This window comes from Pseudomonas sp. SbOxS1 (assembly GCF_013416725.1).
Classification (GTDB): Bacteria; Pseudomonadota; Gammaproteobacteria; order Pseudomonadales; family Pseudomonadaceae; genus Aquipseudomonas.
Map to the genome: position 1 here is coordinate 348,668 of NZ_JAAVXC010000007.1, position 15,847 is coordinate 364,514.

At 61.8% G+C, this 15,847-nt stretch carries 14 protein-coding genes; 6 read left to right on the top strand and 8 right to left on the bottom strand.

Annotated features, from left to right (window positions below):
* Window positions 1-203: 203 nt before the first annotated feature.
* A complete protein-coding gene (locus HFK74_RS11940; RefSeq protein ID WP_180203674.1) occupies window positions 204-938 on the bottom strand; it encodes an alpha/beta fold hydrolase in 735 nt (244 codons plus the stop codon).
* Between the two features lie 183 nt (window positions 939-1,121).
* Window positions 1,122-2,294: an MFS transporter gene (locus HFK74_RS11945; RefSeq protein WP_180203675.1), complete on the bottom strand. Its 1,173-nt coding sequence runs from the start codon at window positions 2,292-2,294 to the stop codon at window positions 1,122-1,124.
* A gap of 241 nt (window positions 2,295-2,535) precedes the next feature.
* On the opposite strand from HFK74_RS11945, the gene HFK74_RS11950 reads away from it, so the two are divergent.
* The 3 genes from HFK74_RS11950 to HFK74_RS11960 all read left to right on the top strand — a co-directional run bounded on the left by HFK74_RS11950 (window position 2,536) and on the right by HFK74_RS11960 (window position 5,991).
* Window positions 2,536-4,362 (top strand): glycoside hydrolase family 15 protein, encoded by a 1,827-nt coding sequence (locus tag HFK74_RS11950; protein WP_180203676.1) that lies wholly within the window; start codon window positions 2,536-2,538, stop codon window positions 4,360-4,362.
* A 322-nt stretch (window positions 4,363-4,684) separates the two neighbouring features.
* Window positions 4,685-5,068, top strand: coding sequence for a hypothetical protein (locus tag HFK74_RS11955; protein ID WP_180203677.1), 384 nt, complete (start codon window positions 4,685-4,687; stop codon window positions 5,066-5,068).
* Window positions 5,069-5,088: 20 nt separating this feature from the next.
* Window positions 5,089-5,991, top strand: a complete 903-nt coding sequence (locus HFK74_RS11960) for an alpha/beta fold hydrolase (protein ID WP_180203678.1) — start codon at window positions 5,089-5,091, stop codon at window positions 5,989-5,991.
* Here HFK74_RS11960 and HFK74_RS11965 read toward each other — a convergent pair.
* Window positions 5,960-6,943 carry a GlxA family transcriptional regulator gene (locus HFK74_RS11965; protein WP_180203679.1) on the bottom strand — a complete coding sequence of 328 codons (984 nt, stop codon included), beginning with the start codon at window positions 6,941-6,943 and terminating at the stop codon, window positions 5,960-5,962. The two genes, HFK74_RS11960 and HFK74_RS11965, sit on opposite strands and share 32 nt — an antisense overlap.
* 89 nt (window positions 6,944-7,032) lie before the next feature.
* Here HFK74_RS11965 and inhA point away from each other — a divergent pair, with 89 nt between their 5' ends.
* Entirely contained in the window at window positions 7,033-7,713 is a 681-nt protein-coding gene (gene inhA, locus HFK74_RS11970; RefSeq protein WP_180203680.1) for an isonitrile hydratase, read from the top strand.
* 304 nt (window positions 7,714-8,017) lie between these two features.
* Here the strand turns inward: inhA and HFK74_RS11975 are convergent, their stop codons facing one another.
* Window positions 8,018-8,503: an SRPBCC family protein gene (locus tag HFK74_RS11975; RefSeq protein WP_180203681.1), complete on the bottom strand. Its 486-nt coding sequence runs from the start codon at window positions 8,501-8,503 to the stop codon at window positions 8,018-8,020.
* A gap of 146 nt (window positions 8,504-8,649) precedes the next feature.
* Between HFK74_RS11975 and HFK74_RS11980 the strand changes: the two genes are divergently transcribed.
* Entirely contained in the window at window positions 8,650-9,051 is a 402-nt protein-coding gene (locus HFK74_RS11980) for a lysozyme inhibitor LprI family protein (RefSeq protein WP_180203682.1), read from the top strand.
* A 126-nt stretch (window positions 9,052-9,177) separates the two neighbouring features.
* Here the strand turns inward: HFK74_RS11980 and peaD are convergent, their stop codons facing one another.
* From peaD to peaA, 4 genes are all read right to left on the bottom strand, one after another.
* Entirely contained in the window at window positions 9,178-10,293 is a 1,116-nt protein-coding gene (gene peaD, locus HFK74_RS11985) for a quinohemoprotein amine dehydrogenase subunit beta (RefSeq protein ID WP_180203683.1), read from the bottom strand.
* Between the two features lie 24 nt (window positions 10,294-10,317).
* Complete coding sequence (gene qhpC, locus HFK74_RS11990) at window positions 10,318-10,641, bottom strand: quinohemoprotein amine dehydrogenase subunit gamma (RefSeq protein ID WP_008016081.1); 324 nt, start codon at window positions 10,639-10,641, stop codon at window positions 10,318-10,320.
* A gap of 1 nt (window position 10,642) precedes the next feature.
* Entirely contained in the window at window positions 10,643-12,073 is a 1,431-nt protein-coding gene (peaB, locus tag HFK74_RS11995; RefSeq protein ID WP_180203684.1) for a quinohemoprotein amine dehydrogenase maturation protein, read from the bottom strand.
* An 82-nt stretch (window positions 12,074-12,155) separates the two neighbouring features.
* Window positions 12,156-13,736, bottom strand: a complete 1,581-nt coding sequence (peaA, locus tag HFK74_RS12000; protein WP_180203685.1) for a quinohemoprotein amine dehydrogenase subunit alpha — start codon at window positions 13,734-13,736, stop codon at window positions 12,156-12,158.
* 525 nt (window positions 13,737-14,261) lie between these two features.
* Between peaA and HFK74_RS12005 the strand changes: the two genes are divergently transcribed.
* Window positions 14,262-15,752, top strand: a complete 1,491-nt coding sequence (locus HFK74_RS12005; RefSeq protein ID WP_180203686.1) for an aldehyde dehydrogenase — start codon at window positions 14,262-14,264, stop codon at window positions 15,750-15,752.
* The last annotated feature ends 95 nt before the right edge of the window (window positions 15,753-15,847 follow it).

Below are 15,847 nucleotides of genomic sequence, written 5' to 3' on the forward strand. Positions count from 1 at the left end.
TGGGTATCCGGATCAGTGGCGGGAAGCACAAAGGCACGTCGTCCCTATAAAACGAATGCAGACCGGAAAAATTAGCGAATGAGAACAACTATCAGAAATGAGGGTTGTAGGAGCTGGCTTGCCAGCGAAGGCGGTCTTGGAATCTTGTATCGGGCTTGCGGGCCTCTTCGCCGGCAAGCCAGCTCCTACGGGGTGTTATGTGGTCAGGCGCTGACGGCCATGGCATGCCGCCGATGATGAACTTCAAGCTGATCCTTGATCACCTTGAGTACCTTGGCTTCATGCTCATGGATGAAGAAGTGCCCGCCGGCGAGCATGTCCACGGAAAAGCTGCCGAGGGTTTCCTTGCGCCAGCCGATCAACTGCTCGCTGGTGGCGCGGTCGGTCTTGCCGCCGAGCACGTGCACCGGGCATTTGAGCAATGGCCGCTGCAGCGGCTCGAAACGCCCGCACAACTGGAAGTCGGCGCGCAGGATCGGCAGTGTCAGGCTCATCAACTCCTGGTTGGCCAGCACTTCTTCGCTGGTGCCGTTGAGTGTGCGCAGTTGCTCGATCAATTCGGCATCGGTCTTGGGCTCGGCGAACCCACGGTCGTAGTCCTCGCGCAGGGTCGGCGCGGCAGTGCCCGAGGCGAACAGTGCGACCGGCTCAGGACAGCCAAGCGAGCGAAACGCATGGGCCATTTCACAGGCGAGCAACGCGCCGAGGCTATGGCCGAACAGGGCATAGGGCGCCTTGAGCATGGTTTTTTGTTCCAGCGCCAGTTGCAGCGCCAGGCGGCGCATGTCGGTGTGCAAGGGTTCGCCGAAGCGGGCACCGCGCCCCGGCAGCTCTACGGGCTGCAGCTTGATCCACTCCGGCAGCTTGCGCCGCCATCGGCTATAGACCATGGCACTCGCGCCCGAATAGGGCAGGCACAGCAATGTCAGCTGGGTCACCGGGGTTACCTCGGAAGTTGTCTGTATAGGAGAACGGATGAGGTACGCAGGGAATTAGTCGTGCGTGTATCCCCTGTAGGAGCGAGCCTGCTCGCGATGGACGTCAACGATAACGCAGGGCATCAGACAGACCGTGTCGTCCATGCGTCCATCGCGAGCAGGCTCGCTCCCACAGTTAGAACATCATTTCAGATGGCGATAGCTTTGGATCGCGGAACCGAGGACCACGGCCCCCGCCGCAATCGCCAGCCAAAACCCGCTGCGCGCCCCGAACGCATCCACCATCCACCCCGATCCCGCCGCACCGATCGCCACGCCGATGCTCAACCCGGTCACCAGCCAGGTCAGGCCTTCCGTGAGTTTGGCCGGCGGCACGATTTGCTCCACCAGGGCCATGGCGACGATCAGGGTCGGTGCAAAAAACAGCCCGGCGACGAACACCGCCAGGGACAACCCGAGAATGTTCGCCGCCAGCAGTAACGGCAAGGTCGTCACCGCCGTCGCGACCCCGCCGTAAAGGAACAGGCGCGGCAGCGGCACTTTCGAACGCAACGCACCGAACGCCAATCCGGCCAGGCACGACCCGATCGCATACACCGACAACACGATACTCGCCGCGGCCGGCTGGCCCTGGTGCTGGGCGAAGGCCACGCTGACCACATCCACCACCCCGACGATGGTGCCCATGGCGACCATCAACAGCATCAGCCACTGAATCTCGCGGGAACGGATGATCGAGCCTTGATGGTGTTCCTCATGGGCGTGCACCGGTGGCTCGGTGCTGCGTTGCAACACGAAGGCCGTAACCCCGATCGCCAGCATCAGCAATGCTGCCAACGGCCCGGCCTCGGGGAACGCCACCACGCACAACCCCACCGACAGCGGTGGCCCGACGATGAAGCAGACTTCATCGAGCACCGACTCCAGGGCATAGGCGGTTTGCAGTTGCGGCTGGCCGCGATATAGCTCGGTCCAGCGCGCCCGGACCATCGCCGACATGCTCGGCATGCAACCGGCGATCGCAGCGAACACGAACAACGTCCAGTTCGGCGCCTGCAACCGGGTGCAAAGCAACACCAGCAACAATGCCCCACCCCCGATCAGCGCCGACACCGGCAGGATCCGGCGCTGGCCGAAACGGTCCACCAGCCGCGACACCTGCGGCGCACAAAATGCCGTGGCCAGGGCAAAGGTCGCCGCCACGGCACCGGCCAGGCCGTAGCCGCCCTGCAACTGCGACAGCATGGTGATCAGGCCGATGCCGGTCATGGAAATCGGCATGCGCGCGATCATCCCGGCCAGCACGAAAGCTCTGCTGCCTGGGGCCTTGAACAGTTCGCGGTAAGGGTTTGCCATGGATCCGGCCTCGATAAGGGCATGCAAGTTGCCATATGGCCGGTAGCAGGGAAAGGTCCGAATTGTTGGTTGAATGTGAAGGCCCCTTGTAGGAGCCAGGCTTGCCGGCGAACCAGGCGCTGCGGTGTACCTGCAACACGCGAAGGGGCCAACAAAGCCACCACCCAATCCCAGACTAATGAACTCTCCACCGCTCAAACCAGTCAGCTGTTTAAGCCCTCGATTAACGAGCCCCGCGCCAATGCCCGACCATCACCTCGAACGCCAAAGCCCCATCGACGCCCACGGCATCATCGGCGACATGCGCAGCGCCGCGCTGGTCAATGACAAGGGCAGCGTGGATTTTTTCTGCTGGCCGGAGTTCGACAGCCCGTCGATTTTTTGTTCGCTGCTGGACACCCCCGAGGCCGGTATTTTCCAACTGTCCCCGGACTTGCCGGACGCTCGCCGCGAGCAAATCTACCTGCCCGACACCAACGTGCTGCAAACCCGCTGGCTCAGTGATCGTGCCGTGGTGGAAATCACCGACCTGCTGCCCATCGGCGACACCGAAGACAACCTGCCGGTGCTGATGCGTCGGGTGCGGGTGGTCAGCGGCCAAGCGACGTTTCACCTGCGCTGCGCCGTACGCCACGATTACGCCCGGGCCAGCACCCTCGCCCGCCTGGATAAACAGGACGTGGTCTTCGAAGCCGCCGATCAACCGTCCCTGCGCCTGGCCGCAGATCAGCCATTGCGCATTGACGGGCAGGCAGCCGTCGCCGAATTCACCCTCGAGCAGGACCAGACCGCCGAATTCCTGCTGGGCGCCATCGACGATCCGCGCTTCAAGGAAAAAGGCGCCACGTTATGCCTGGAACGCACGCTGAAGTTCTGGCGCGACTGGATCGGCCTGTCCAACTACCGGGGCCGCTGGCGGGAAATGGTCAACCGCTCGGCCCTGGCCATGAAGCTTTTGACCTCACGCAAACATGGCGCAATCCTCGCCGCGGCGACCTTTGGCCTGCCCGAAACCCTCGGCGGCGAACGCAACTGGGATTACCGCTACACCTGGATCCGCGACGCCTCCTTTACCGTCTATGCCTTCATGCGCCTGGGTTTCACCGAAGAGGCCAACGCCTACATGCGCTGGTTGCGCGGGCGCGTCAGCGACTGTCGTGGCCAACCGATGAAACTCAATATCCTGTATGGCATCGACGGTCGCCAGGAACTGCCGGAAATCGAACTCTCGCACCTGTCCGGCCACGGCGGCGCCACGCCGGTTCGCATCGGCAACCTGGCGTATGCGCAGGTCCAGCTGGATATCTTCGGCGAACTGCTGGACGCGGTGTACCTGGTCAACAAATACGGCGAAGCCATCTCCCACGAAGGCTGGAAGCACACCGTGGAAGTGGTCGATCAGGTGTGCGAAACCTGGCAGCAGGAGGACGTCGGCATCTGGGAAATGCGCGGCGAGCAGCACCACTTCCTGCACTCGCGACTGATGTGCTGGGTCGCCCTCGACCGGGCGATCCGTCTCGCCTCGAAACGCTCGCTGCCTGCGCCGTTCGCCCGCTGGGACCAGACGCGCCAGGACATCTACACCGACATCTGGGAAAACTTCTGGAACGACGAACGCGGGCATTTCGTGCAGCACATCGGCGGCACCGGCCTCGACGGTTCGATGCTGCTGATGCCACTGGTGCGCTTCGTCAGCGCCAGGGACCCGCGCTGGCTCGCGACCCTCAACGCCATCGAGAAAACCCTGGTACGCGACGGCATGGTCTACCGCTATCACAACGACGATCAACACATCGACGGCCTGCCCGGCACCGAAGGCGCCTTCGCCGCCTGCTCATTCTGGTACGTCGAATGCCTGGCCCGCGCCGGCCAGGTGGAAAAGGCCCATCTGGAATTCGAACAACTGTTGCGCTACGCCAACCCGCTGGGGCTGTACGCCGAAGAGTTCGACAGCCGGGCGCGGCACATGGGCAATACGCCCCAGGCGCTGACGCACCTGGCGTTGATCAGCGCGGCGTGTTTTCTGGATCGGAAATTGAGCGGCGAGAAGAGTAACTGGCAGCCTTGAGGTGATCTATCAAACACCACCTATCCCCTGTGGCGAGGGGATTCATCCCCGTTGGGTTGCGAAGCAGCCCCAAACCCTATGATTGCGGTCCGGCAGGTACACCCTGTCTAAATGGTTTCACGACTGCTACGCAGCCGGACGGGGATGAATCCCCTCGCCACAGTGCTCCATCGCTATAGGTGCTGCGCAAGGCCAAAGTCCTACATTCGTTAAACAAAACACCCGGAAATACCCTGTTGCCAGCCATTACATCCCCACCTAACATCCCCGTCCAACGGGCACAGCGGAGCTGTCCAACAAAACCCGAATTCAAGGAAAACGAATGACCCAGCGCATCCACCGCAGCATCGACCTCCCCCTTCGAACCGGCCTGAACCGCAACGAACTGTGGGAAGCCCACGACAAGGGCCTGATCAAATGCTGGGAAGTCGGCCGCCAGCGCGCCGCCCGCTTCCCCGACCTCGCCCATCAATGCCTCGCCGGCGAACTGCCGGTGCTGGGCTGGAAAGGTGGCGTCAATCGCAGCCTGAAAAAACTCGAAAAATACGGCTCCCTCAAATACCTCGCCCAATGGCAGGGCTTGCGCGGGGAAGATCTGGATGTGGATCTGGGCGAAGAACGAGTGCTGACTTGTGCACGCACAAAAATGGTCGTGACGTTTACCCCGGATCGAACGAAGTATTTCAATCAGATGACGGAAGCTTAAACCTGGGAGATGGCTGACGAATGAGTACTCACCCGCTGATCCAGTATGCCCGCACTCCAAGCCTGAACCTCGCCTACGAGGAACATGGCCCCACCGCCGGTGACCCGGTGATCCTGCTTCACGGCTTCCCCTACTCGCCCCGCGCCTTCGACGAGATCGCCCCGCCCTTGGCTGCAAAGGGCTACCGCGTGATCGTCCCCTATCTGCGCGGCTACGGCCCGACCCGTTTCAACAGTCCCGACACCCTGCGCTCCGGTCAGCAAGCCGCCCTGGCTCAGGACTTACTCGATTTGATGGACGTCCTTGGCATCCCGCAAGCGGCCCTTTGCGGCTACGACTGGGGCGGTCGGGCGGCGTGCATCGTGGCGGCGCTGCGGCCGGAGCGGGTTCGTTGCCTGGTAACCGGGGACGGTTACAACCTGCAGGACATTCCCCGTTCGGCCCGGCCACGGGACCCGGAAACCGAGCACCGCCTCTGGTACCAGTACTATTTCCACTCCCCACGGGGCGTCGCCGGACTGACGGAAAATCGCCGGGTCCTGTGTGAACTGCTCTGGAAACTGTGGTCGCCGACCTGGGCCAAGGGTCCTGAGTTGTACCCGCTGAGCGCGCCAGCCTTCGACAACCCGGACTTTGTCGAAGTAGTGATTCACTCGTACCGGCACCGGTTCATGTATGCGCCCGGCGATCCGGCGCTGGAGTGGATGGAAGAAGCCCTGACCCAACAGCCACCGATCAGCGTGCCGACGATTTCCCTGTGTGGTGCCGACGATGGCGTGGGCCCGGCGCCCGAGATCGACGACGACATCGAGCACTTTACCGGGCATTACGAGCGCCGGGTGCTGGCAGGTACAGGGCACAACATTCCCGAAGAAGCGCCCGAGGCCACGCTCAAGGCATTACTGGATCTGCTGCTGCACTGACCGAAAACCGCTCGCGATAAGCCTGCGGCGTTACCCCCATGGCCCGCAGGAAACTGCGGCGCAGGGTTTCTTCGCTGCCGAATCCGCATTGCACGGCCACCCGCTTGATGGGCACGCCCGTATCGCTGAGCAGGCGTCGTGCGGTTTCGACCCGGATCAGCTCGATGGCTCGGGCCGGGGTCTGGCCGGTGTCGGCGCGGTAGTGGCGCACGAAGCTGCGTTCGCTCATTCCGGCCTGGTTGGCCAGGGCTGGAATGCCCAGGTCCTTGTTGAGGTTTTCGCTGATCCAGGCGTGAAGTTCGTCGAAGCGGTTGCCTTCTTTCTGCAAGGACAGGGTTACGCTGAATTGCGATTGGCCGCCAGGGCGTTTCAGGAACACCACCAGTTGCCGGGCCACTTCCAGGGCCATGGTTCGACCGAGGTCGGCTTCGACCATCGCCAACGCCAGGTCGATACCGGCGGTGACCCCGGCCGAGGTCCAGACCGGACCATCATTGATGAAGATCGGATTGGGCTCGACCTGCAATCGCGGGTGTTGCTGCGCCAACTGTTCGCAGCGGGTCCAGTGGGTGACCACGCGCCGGCCATCGAGCCAGCCGCTGGCCGCCAGTAAAAACGCCCCGGTGCACACCGATGCCACGCGCCGGCACGTTGCCGCGTGCTCACGCACCCAATTGACCAGTGACGGGTCCTGCGCCGCCGCATAGACGCCCCAGCCGCCGGCGATGATCAAGGTGTCGCTGCCCTGCCCGGGCAAAGGCTCGGCCAGCAACGCCAGGCCCGCCGACGACATCACCGCCCCGCCGCCGCCGGCAATCACCGACGGCGCATAGGGCGGCGGCGAGCCTTGCTGGCGGGCGATGTCATTGGCCGACGCGAACACCTGCAACGGCCCGGTGACATCGAGTACTTGCACATTGGCGAAGGCGAGCACGTGAATGGTTTTCGACATGTTGGCGTAATTCGTGGGGTGATTGGCGTATACGCCAAATCCTAGGCGCCTACAGTGAAGGCGTCCACCCACTTCAGGAGAAAAACACCATGACCTTGCAGATCGGTTTTCTGTTGTTTCCACAGGTGCAGCAACTCGACCTTACCGGCCCGTACGACGTTCTGGCGTCGCTGCCGGATGTGAAGGTGCATCTGATCTGGAAGGACCTGATGCCCATCACCGCCAGCACCGGGCTGGTGCTCAAGCCGACCGTGACTTTCGACGACTGCCCGGCGCTGGATGTGATTTGCGTACCTGGTGGCAGCGGGGTCGGGCCGTTGATGGAGGATGAGCCAACCCTGGCCTTCATCAAGGCCCAGGCCACCAACGCGCGGTACGTGACGTCGGTGTGCACCGGTGCGCTGGTGCTCGGTGCGGCGGGCCTGCTCAAGGGCAAACGCGCCACCACCCACTGGGCGTATCACGAATTGTTGGCGCCGCTGGGAGCGATTGCGGTGGCGGATCGGGTGGTGCGCGACGGCAATCTGCTGACCGGTGGCGGGATTACCGCAGGCATTGATTTTGCCCTGACCCTGGCCGCTGAGTTGTTCGATCAGGACACCGCCCAGCTGGTGCAATTGCAACTGGAATACGCGCCTGCGCCCCCATTCCAGGCCGGTAGCCCGAAAACGGCGCCCGCCCGCGTGCTGGAGGAAGCTCGCCAACGTGCCGCCAGTTCATTGAAACTGCGCGCGCAGATCACCGAGCGGGCGGCGGCGAAACTCGGCTGACAAATGAATGACTGGCTGCGCGAACCCGTGTTCAAGCAGCCAGGGCATTTCTGACGCCCACAAAAAAACCCGCCGAAGCGGGTTCTTCCAAGACCATTACAACTCCCTGTCGTCAGCATTCCTTGCAAATGGCCGATCATCCATGATCCTGAGAGCACTCCCTGTGCCTCAGTGGATGTGGCCAGAATACGCATAGGATCCAATATGTAACAGACGACATAGTTGTAACCGCGTGTAAGACATTCGCTATAGCTGCCCTTCCCAAATGCTCTGGGACGCGTTTTAACCAAGGATCTGCCGTCACTCACTCCCCCCGCTCGCGGGCCTTGGCGTTTTCGGAGAGGAATTGTTCGAGTCGGCTCAATTGCTCTTCCCAGCCACGGCTGTCCATGTAATACGCTTCCTTTTGGCGTATGTCGGGAATGTGAGCAAAACCTGACTCGGAAACCTTGAGCAACGTGCCGTTTTCGTAATCCTGCAGTTCGAATTTGACCAGCGTGGTCGGCTCCTGGGAGTAGTCGATTTTGGGGTTCACTGCGTAGGGGTGCCAGCGAAAGGAAAACAATTGCTGCGGCTCGACCCGCTCGACCAGCACGTTCCACAACACATGTTCATAACCGGGATACGTAACCTGCCCCTGCGTCCACTCGCCGGCAATGAACCGCCTGCCTTCGAGCGCAACGCCGAACCACTGACCGAACGCCTCGGCATCCACCAAAGCGCGCCACACATGGGCGCGGGGCGACTTGAGCATGATTTTGCGTTCAAAACTGTTGGGTACTGGTTTCATACGTCACCTCCTGTAATGAACAACAGTAGGCCTCTAAGACCACATGTCCAGCCCGAAAGTTGTATCAAGCGGCTGTCAATTGTCGAAATCGCCGTCTTGGCATCGCTACACTGCCCCCAATTCCCCTGTCACAGCGAGCCTTCCCCATGTACTCACGCTTCCTTCTGGCACTGACACCTTTGCTGTTCACGCCCTTGGCCCAGGCTGCCGACTGCGACAACGCCAGCGACCAGGCCACGATGAACCAGTGCGCAGCGCAGCAGCATGCGGCGGCGGACAAGGAGTTGAATGCGCTTTACCAGCAGATCACTACACGTTTGAAGGGCAATCCCGACAGCAAGAAGCTGCTGGTGGGTGCGCAGCGTTCGTGGATTGCGTTTCGCGATGCCGAGTGCAAGTTTTCGGCGTCCGGGGTAGAGGGTGGGAGTGTTTATCCGCTGATCTACGGCAATTGCGTGACCGAATTGACCAAGGCGCGGGTGGAGACGTTCAAGACTTACCTGAAGTGCCAGGAGGGGGATTTGGGGTGTCCGGTGCCGGGGGTTTGAATTGTTCTTGAGGGCCTCTTCGCTGGCAAGCCAGCTCCTACAGGATTCGTGTCGTACACAAGACCTGTAGGAGCTGGCTTGTCGGGTCGCCGCATCGCAGCGAAGGCGTCAGTTCAGGCGCCGCAATTACCGCACAAAAATCTGCGCCGTCGTGATCGCCATATCCCCACCTGGCAACTTGATCTTGCCCACCTGCTTCAAGCTGTCGGCATCGAAGATCGCCACATCGTTGAAGGTGCCGGCCAGGTAGATCTTGCTGCCGTCCTTGTTGAAGGAAATGCAGTAGTAGGAGTGATCGAGCGTCGCCGCCTGGAGCATTTTCTTCTCCTTGATGTCGTACTTGGCCAAGCGGTTGAGCACGCCAAACATCAGGTTCGGGTCTTTGGGCGAGCGCATGCCGCTGAAGTAGATTTCCGTCAGGGGGCCGAAATCGGTGGTTTCGGTCTTGCCGGTCTTCAGGTCGACGCTGAACAGGCCGTACAGGTATTCGGCGGTGGCCGGGTCCTGTTTCTTGTCCTTGAATTTCGCCGCGGTGTAGAGCAGCGAGAAATCATGCCGGTAGGTCTGCTGGTTCCACACGTAGAGCACGTCCGGCGCGCTGTAGTTCGGGCGTTTCCAGTGACGGCTGGGGATCAGCACGTCGAACTTGCCGGTTTGCACATTGACCTTGTAGACATCCGCCCCGGCCACGTACAGCGTGCCGTCGTCACCGCTCTGCATGATGGTCAGCTGGCGCGGCGCCGGGAAACTGCGCACCGGCTTGGCGTCCATGCCGGCGTCGGTCTTGTACACGTCGAGCCGAGGCTGCTGCACTTCGTAGCGATCGTTCATCATCAACGTCGGGTTGGCGACGGTGTACAGCTCCTTGCCGTCATGGCTGACGGTGAAGGCGAACATGGACTTGGCTTTCTCGCCCGGTTTCTGCGTGATGCTGGCGTGGAACACCTGCTTGCAGCTGTCCAGTTCGACGCCGTAGACATCCGCGTAGTGATTGTTCAGCACGTAGGCGGTCTTGCGGTCCGGGGACAATTGCACGGTGCCAGGGCCAAAGGCGTCCGGCATCTTGCAGGTCTTGTACAAGGTGTCGGTGGCCAGGTCGATCACGTGCAGGTTGTTCGGGTAATTGGTGGTCAACATGTATTCGTGACCGTCTTGCAGCGCGGTGTTTTCATCGGCCAGAACGGTGAGCGAAAGAGTGCTCAGGACGGCGAACGCGGCCAGGCCGCAGGCTTTGCTGTGCATGCTGGAATCCTTCTTGTTATCTGATCACTTGTCTTTCGGGAAGACAGTGCCAAGGTTTCGCCAATTGTCGTTGGACGCCTGGGCATCCTTGTTCCAGTCCGGGTAGGTGCTCATCATGTCCGGCACCTGGGCCGGCCACCAGCACGGATCGGAGCAGCCATACAGGTCGGCTTCCATCGGCTGGCACAGCGACGACACACCACCAAACGCATCGATTTCCCAGCCCGGGTCGGTGGTCGAGGCACAGCCCGCCACGGAGCTCATGGCGACCACTTCTTCAATGCGGTTTTCATCCGCGGCCTGATCCAGCTTCAACGCCTTGTTATTGATTGCCTTGAGATGTTTCATATCAGTGAGCCTTGCGCGGAGTGATGTAGCTGCTGATGAACGCAGGGTTATTGGCCATGATCCGGGTGTAGACCTCGATGCCGAAGTCGACCCAGTCACGCATCAGTTCGCAGTAGTGATAGGTCGGGTGCGTCGGGTCGCCGTAGCGGGCGTAGCTCTCGTGGTAGCAGCCGCCGGAGCACAGGTTGCGGATCTGGCAGTCTTCGCAGCCGGTGTAGGTGCGGTCCAGGCGCTGGGACAGAAAGTCGTTCAACTCCACCTGTTTCACGCCGCTGTGCACGTTGCCGAAGGTCGGCAGGCTCGAACCGGTAAAGCGGTGGCACAGGTTCAGCTCGCCCTTGTGATCCACCGCCAGCATCTTCAGGCCCGCGCCGCATGGCAGGGCTTTCTTGTGGCCTTCATGGATGTCGGTGATCAGTTGGTGCAGGTTGGAGAAACCGATGTTGCGGTGCTCCAAAGCGGCTTCCAGATAGCGCCGACCGAGGGCCTTCATGTTGGCGAACACCTGCACCAGTTCATCGCTGGTGAGGTTGAAGCTGCTGATGTCGCCGGAGGTCACCGGGGCAAAGCCGACTTCGGCAAAACCCAGTTCGTTGAACAGGTGATCCCAGATGGTTTCGACGTCGGTGACGCCGGTGGTCAGGGTCACCCGCGCGCCCACTGGACGGCTGTTGTAGCGCGACAGCAGCATCTCCGCCTTGCGCCGCACCACGTCGTAGGTGCCCTGCCCGCCCACGGTGATGCGGTTGCGGTCGTGCACGGTTTTCGGCCCGTCGATGCTCACTGACAAGCCAAAGCGGTGGGCGTTGAGGTAGTCCACGGTCTCTTCGGTGAGCAGCGTGGCGTTGGTGGTCATCACGAATTCGACGAACTTGCCGGCTTCACGAAAACGCTTCTCGCAGTAATCGACCATGTACTCGATCAGCTTGCGGTTGCTCAGCGGTTCGCCGCCGAAGAACACCACGGTGAAACGCTCTTCGTCCGGGGATTCGCGCAGCAGCATTTCCACCGAGGCGATAGCGGTTTCGACGTCCATTTTCTTGCCGGCCGACGGCTTGTCGAGGTCTTCCTTGTAGCAGTAGGTGCAGCTCAGGTTGCAGCCGGTGTTGACGTTCAGCACCACGGTATTGATCGCGGTGCGCTCGACGCGCTTGGTGGCGATGTCCGGGGTCAGCGGCGAGCCGTCGCTGACCAGTTCCAGGGCCATCAGCTCGCGCAGGGTCTCGGTGATTTCCTCGCCGTTGAAACGCGCGGCCAGGCGCTGGATCAGGTCGTCCGACGAACAGCCCGGGCCGCGCAAGGTATCGATGATGGTGCCCGTCAGTTCATCGCTGGCGAACAGCGAACTGCTGGGGATGTGAAACAGCATGCGGTCGGCATCGACCTGCACTTCGTGCAGGTTGCGTTCGACCAGATTCAAGATAGCGCCCATTGCCAACCTCCTGTGCAGGCCCCGTTGTGCGGGGCTTGCGGTCATTCCGAAAAGTGTCTGATGCGATCAACGGTCAGCCAACTCATGGAATGGGTGGATTGTTCCAGCGTTGCACGGTCACGATCATGTGGCCTTCGCCGGTCAGGGATTTCCCTGCGTCGTCGACAGCGGCGATCACCTTGAGGTTGCCGGCATTGTTGGTGGACATTTTGCGCGCCGGGTTCGGCCCGGCATCGCCCGGGGTGAACACGCCCGCGTCGGCCTGCATGGTGCCGGCGAACTTGACGTCTTCATCTTCCTTGGCACGGTCATCGAAGGCCTCGACCTTCCACTGCGCCGGGAACACGCCGATGCGATACGGCTTGCCGTCAGCGCCCTTGCCCCAGGCTTCGGCATCGAAACGGCCCTGGACTTTCGGTGTCGAACCACCGCCCTCGCCGATCCGCGCCACCGAGAATTCCGGCACGACCTTGACCTGGTCGATCTTGCTGTAGACCGACAGGCTCGGGCCTTTTAGCGTGCCGGCGGTGACCGCGTGCAAGCCCGGCTGGGCATTGGCGGCGGCCTTGATTTTGACCTTGATTCGCTCCGGGCTCTGCTCGACGACTTCGAGCACTTCCACGCCTTTGCCGAAGTTCGGCTTGCCGCTCAGGCCGCTGCCGATCAGGGTGACTTCGCTTTCGCTGCCGGCCTTCACATAACCCGGCTGCACTGCCAGCAAACGCTGGGAACCCTGCTTGGCGGCGACGAAGTCCAGACCGCGTTCATCGTGCTCGGCCTCGAACATCCGGCCCTGCATCGCGTTGCCTTGGGCGGCGAACACCTGGCGCATGGTTACGCCGTCGATGCTCACGTTGCCGCGCCATTCGTAGCCGGTATAGAGAATCGCGCTGCCGTCGCCGTTGAACGGCGTGCCATCGGCGTATTGGCCTTTGACGCTGACCTTGAAGGTGTCGCTGCCGTCGGCGCTTACGCTCATGACGCCGGCCAGCTCGCCTTTGCCCGGCAAGTGACCGCTGAAGCTCCAGTCACCCACCAGTGCCTCGCTTTTGGGTGCCGTGCCAAGCCATTTTTTCCAGGCCGGATTGTCCAGCGGATAGCGCTTGGCCAACAGCGGCACCATCTCTTTGCGGGCCAAGTCGAACCAGTCGCGGTCGCGGGAGAGTGCCTGGTATTCCAGGGACGGCCATTGGCCTAGGTGGAAGTTCACCAGACGCTCCCACTCCTGCGCCGGACGCCGTTGCAGGGCGACCCGCGCACCGGAGTGGCAGCGGCCGCACATCTGGCTGTGCTGGTCGTCGAACTGCTCGACCGTGTTGAGCCGGCGCTCCAGCGCATAACGCACGCCATCGGTTTCACTCGGCGCCAGGCCCTGGGTGTCGGCCAGGTATTTAACCAGCGTACGGCGATCCTCATCGCTGATCTGCAGGCCGTGCATGGTCTGCATCCGCGCGATACTCATCAGCCAGCCTTCCGGCGTTTTGCGCTGGTGGCTGATGCGGCTCAGGGCGTTATCGGCTTCGGGGGTGTGACAGCCCTGACAGGTTTCCTTGAGGATGGTCTGGGCGTCGCGGGCTGCCAGGCTGTGAGGCGAATGCAGGGCCACGCAAGCTGCGATGGCCAGCAGACTGGCGCTCATACCTGAACGGAGTTTTCTCTTCATCAACGTCGAACCTCGCACGGTGCTTTCTTATTTTTGTGGCTTATCGTTTTTTGGGTTTCTGCCGCCGGCGGCAAGCCGCTGACGGAGGCAGGAGAAACGTCTGCGATGAGCAATACACGGAGCGTGCCAGCTTAAGAACATTTCGTTGAATCAATGGGTTGCGGGTAATTACCGGGGTTTTGACGTAAACGTTAACGGCATTCCACGTTTAATTTCGCGACAACTGTTGCAACCTGAGACAAGCATAGACCCCCTGTAGGAGCTGGCTTGCCAGCGAAGAGGCCCTTGAAAACACCTTTCATCTTCAGGCCGCCTTCGCTGCGATGCGGCGACCCGACAAGCCAGCTCCTACAGGGCGAGGTGTTTCGGATGTCTCACGCCGTCGCAAATTGCGACGTTTGTCGATGTCATTGCGATTCGGAAAAGGGCCGCCAAACCCGTCGAATCAAGCCCTCGCCGCAAAAAACCGCATCTGGCACAGCCATTGCGAAAGACCTCGCCACACGAACAAGACGAGGTTTCATCATGTCGCTTCCCAACCTGCTTCCCGCCACTTCGGCCTTTATCCAGCGCGCCCCGCGCATGCTCATCGGTGGCGACTGGGTCGAGGCCGCCGACGGCCAGACCATGCCCTTGCACAACCCCGCCACCGGCGAGGTGCTGTGCGTGGTGCCACGGGCCACACCGGAAGATGTAGACCGCGCCGTCCTCGCCGCCCGCCAGGCCTTCGATGACTCGGCCTGGACCCGCACCCGTCCCCGTGAGCGGCAGAACCTGTTGTGGAAACTCGCCGACCTGATGCAGCGCGACGCCGAACTGCTGGCGCAACTGGAATGCCTGAACAACGGCAAAAGCGCCGCCGTGGCGCAAGTGATGGACGTGCAGTTGTCCATCGACTTCCTGCGCTACATGGCCGGTTGGGCGACCAAGATCGAAGGCTCCACGGTCGACGTGTCAGCGCCGCTGATGCCCAACGACCAGTTCCACAGTTTCATCCGCCGCGAAGCGGTGGGTGTGGTCGGCGCCATCGTCGCCTGGAACTTCCCGCTGCTGCTGGCCTGCTGGAAACTCGGCCCGGCCCTGGCCACCGGTTGCACCGTGGTGCTCAAGCCCGCCGACGAAACCCCGCTCACCGCACTGAAACTCGCCGAGCTGGTCCTTGAGGCCGGTTACCCCGAGGGCGTGTTCAACGTGGTCACCGGCACCGGCATCACCGCAGGCTCCGCGCTGACTCAAAACCCGCTGGTGGACAAGCTGACCTTCACCGGCTCCACCGCCGTGGGCAAGCAGATCGGCAAGATCGCCATGGATTCCATGACCCGGGTCACCCTGGAACTGGGCGGCAAATCGCCGACCATCGTGATGGCCGATGCCGACCTGAAAACCGCGGCCGCCGGTGCTGCCAGCGCAATTTTCTTCAACCAGGGCCAGGTTTGCTGCGCCGGCTCGCGCCTGTATGTGCAGCGCAAGCATTTCGACAATGTGGTAGCGGACATCAGCGATATCGCCAACGCCATGAAACTGGGTAACGGCCTGGACCCGAGCGTCGAGATGGGCCCGTTGATTTCCGCGCGCCAGCAGGCACGGGTCTACGGGTACATAGAAAAGGGCCGCGAAAGCGGCGCGACCATCGCCTGTGGTGGCGAGCAATTCGGGCCGGGCTTTTTCGTCAAACCGACGGTGATCGTCGACGTCGATCAAAAACATTCGCTGGTGCAGGAAGAAATCTTCGGCCCGGTGCTGGTGGCGATTCCCTTCGATGACGAAGCCGATGCGCTGCGCATGGCCAATGACAGCCCTTATGGGCTGGGCGCGAGCATCTGGTCCAATGACCTGGCGGCGGTGCACCGGATGATCCCGCGGATCAAGTCCGGCTCAGTGTGGGTCAACTGCCACAGCGCCCTGGACCCGGCGCTGCCCTTCGGTGGCTACAAGATGTCGGGGGTCGGCCGCGAGATGGGGTATGCGGCGATCGAGCATTACACCGAGTTGAAGTCGGTGCTGATCAAGCTCTGACTCACTGATCGTTCCCACGCTCTGCGTGGGAATGCATCCTGTGACGCTCTGCGTCACCTCCAGAAGCGGAACGCGGAGCGTCCCTGGCGGCATTC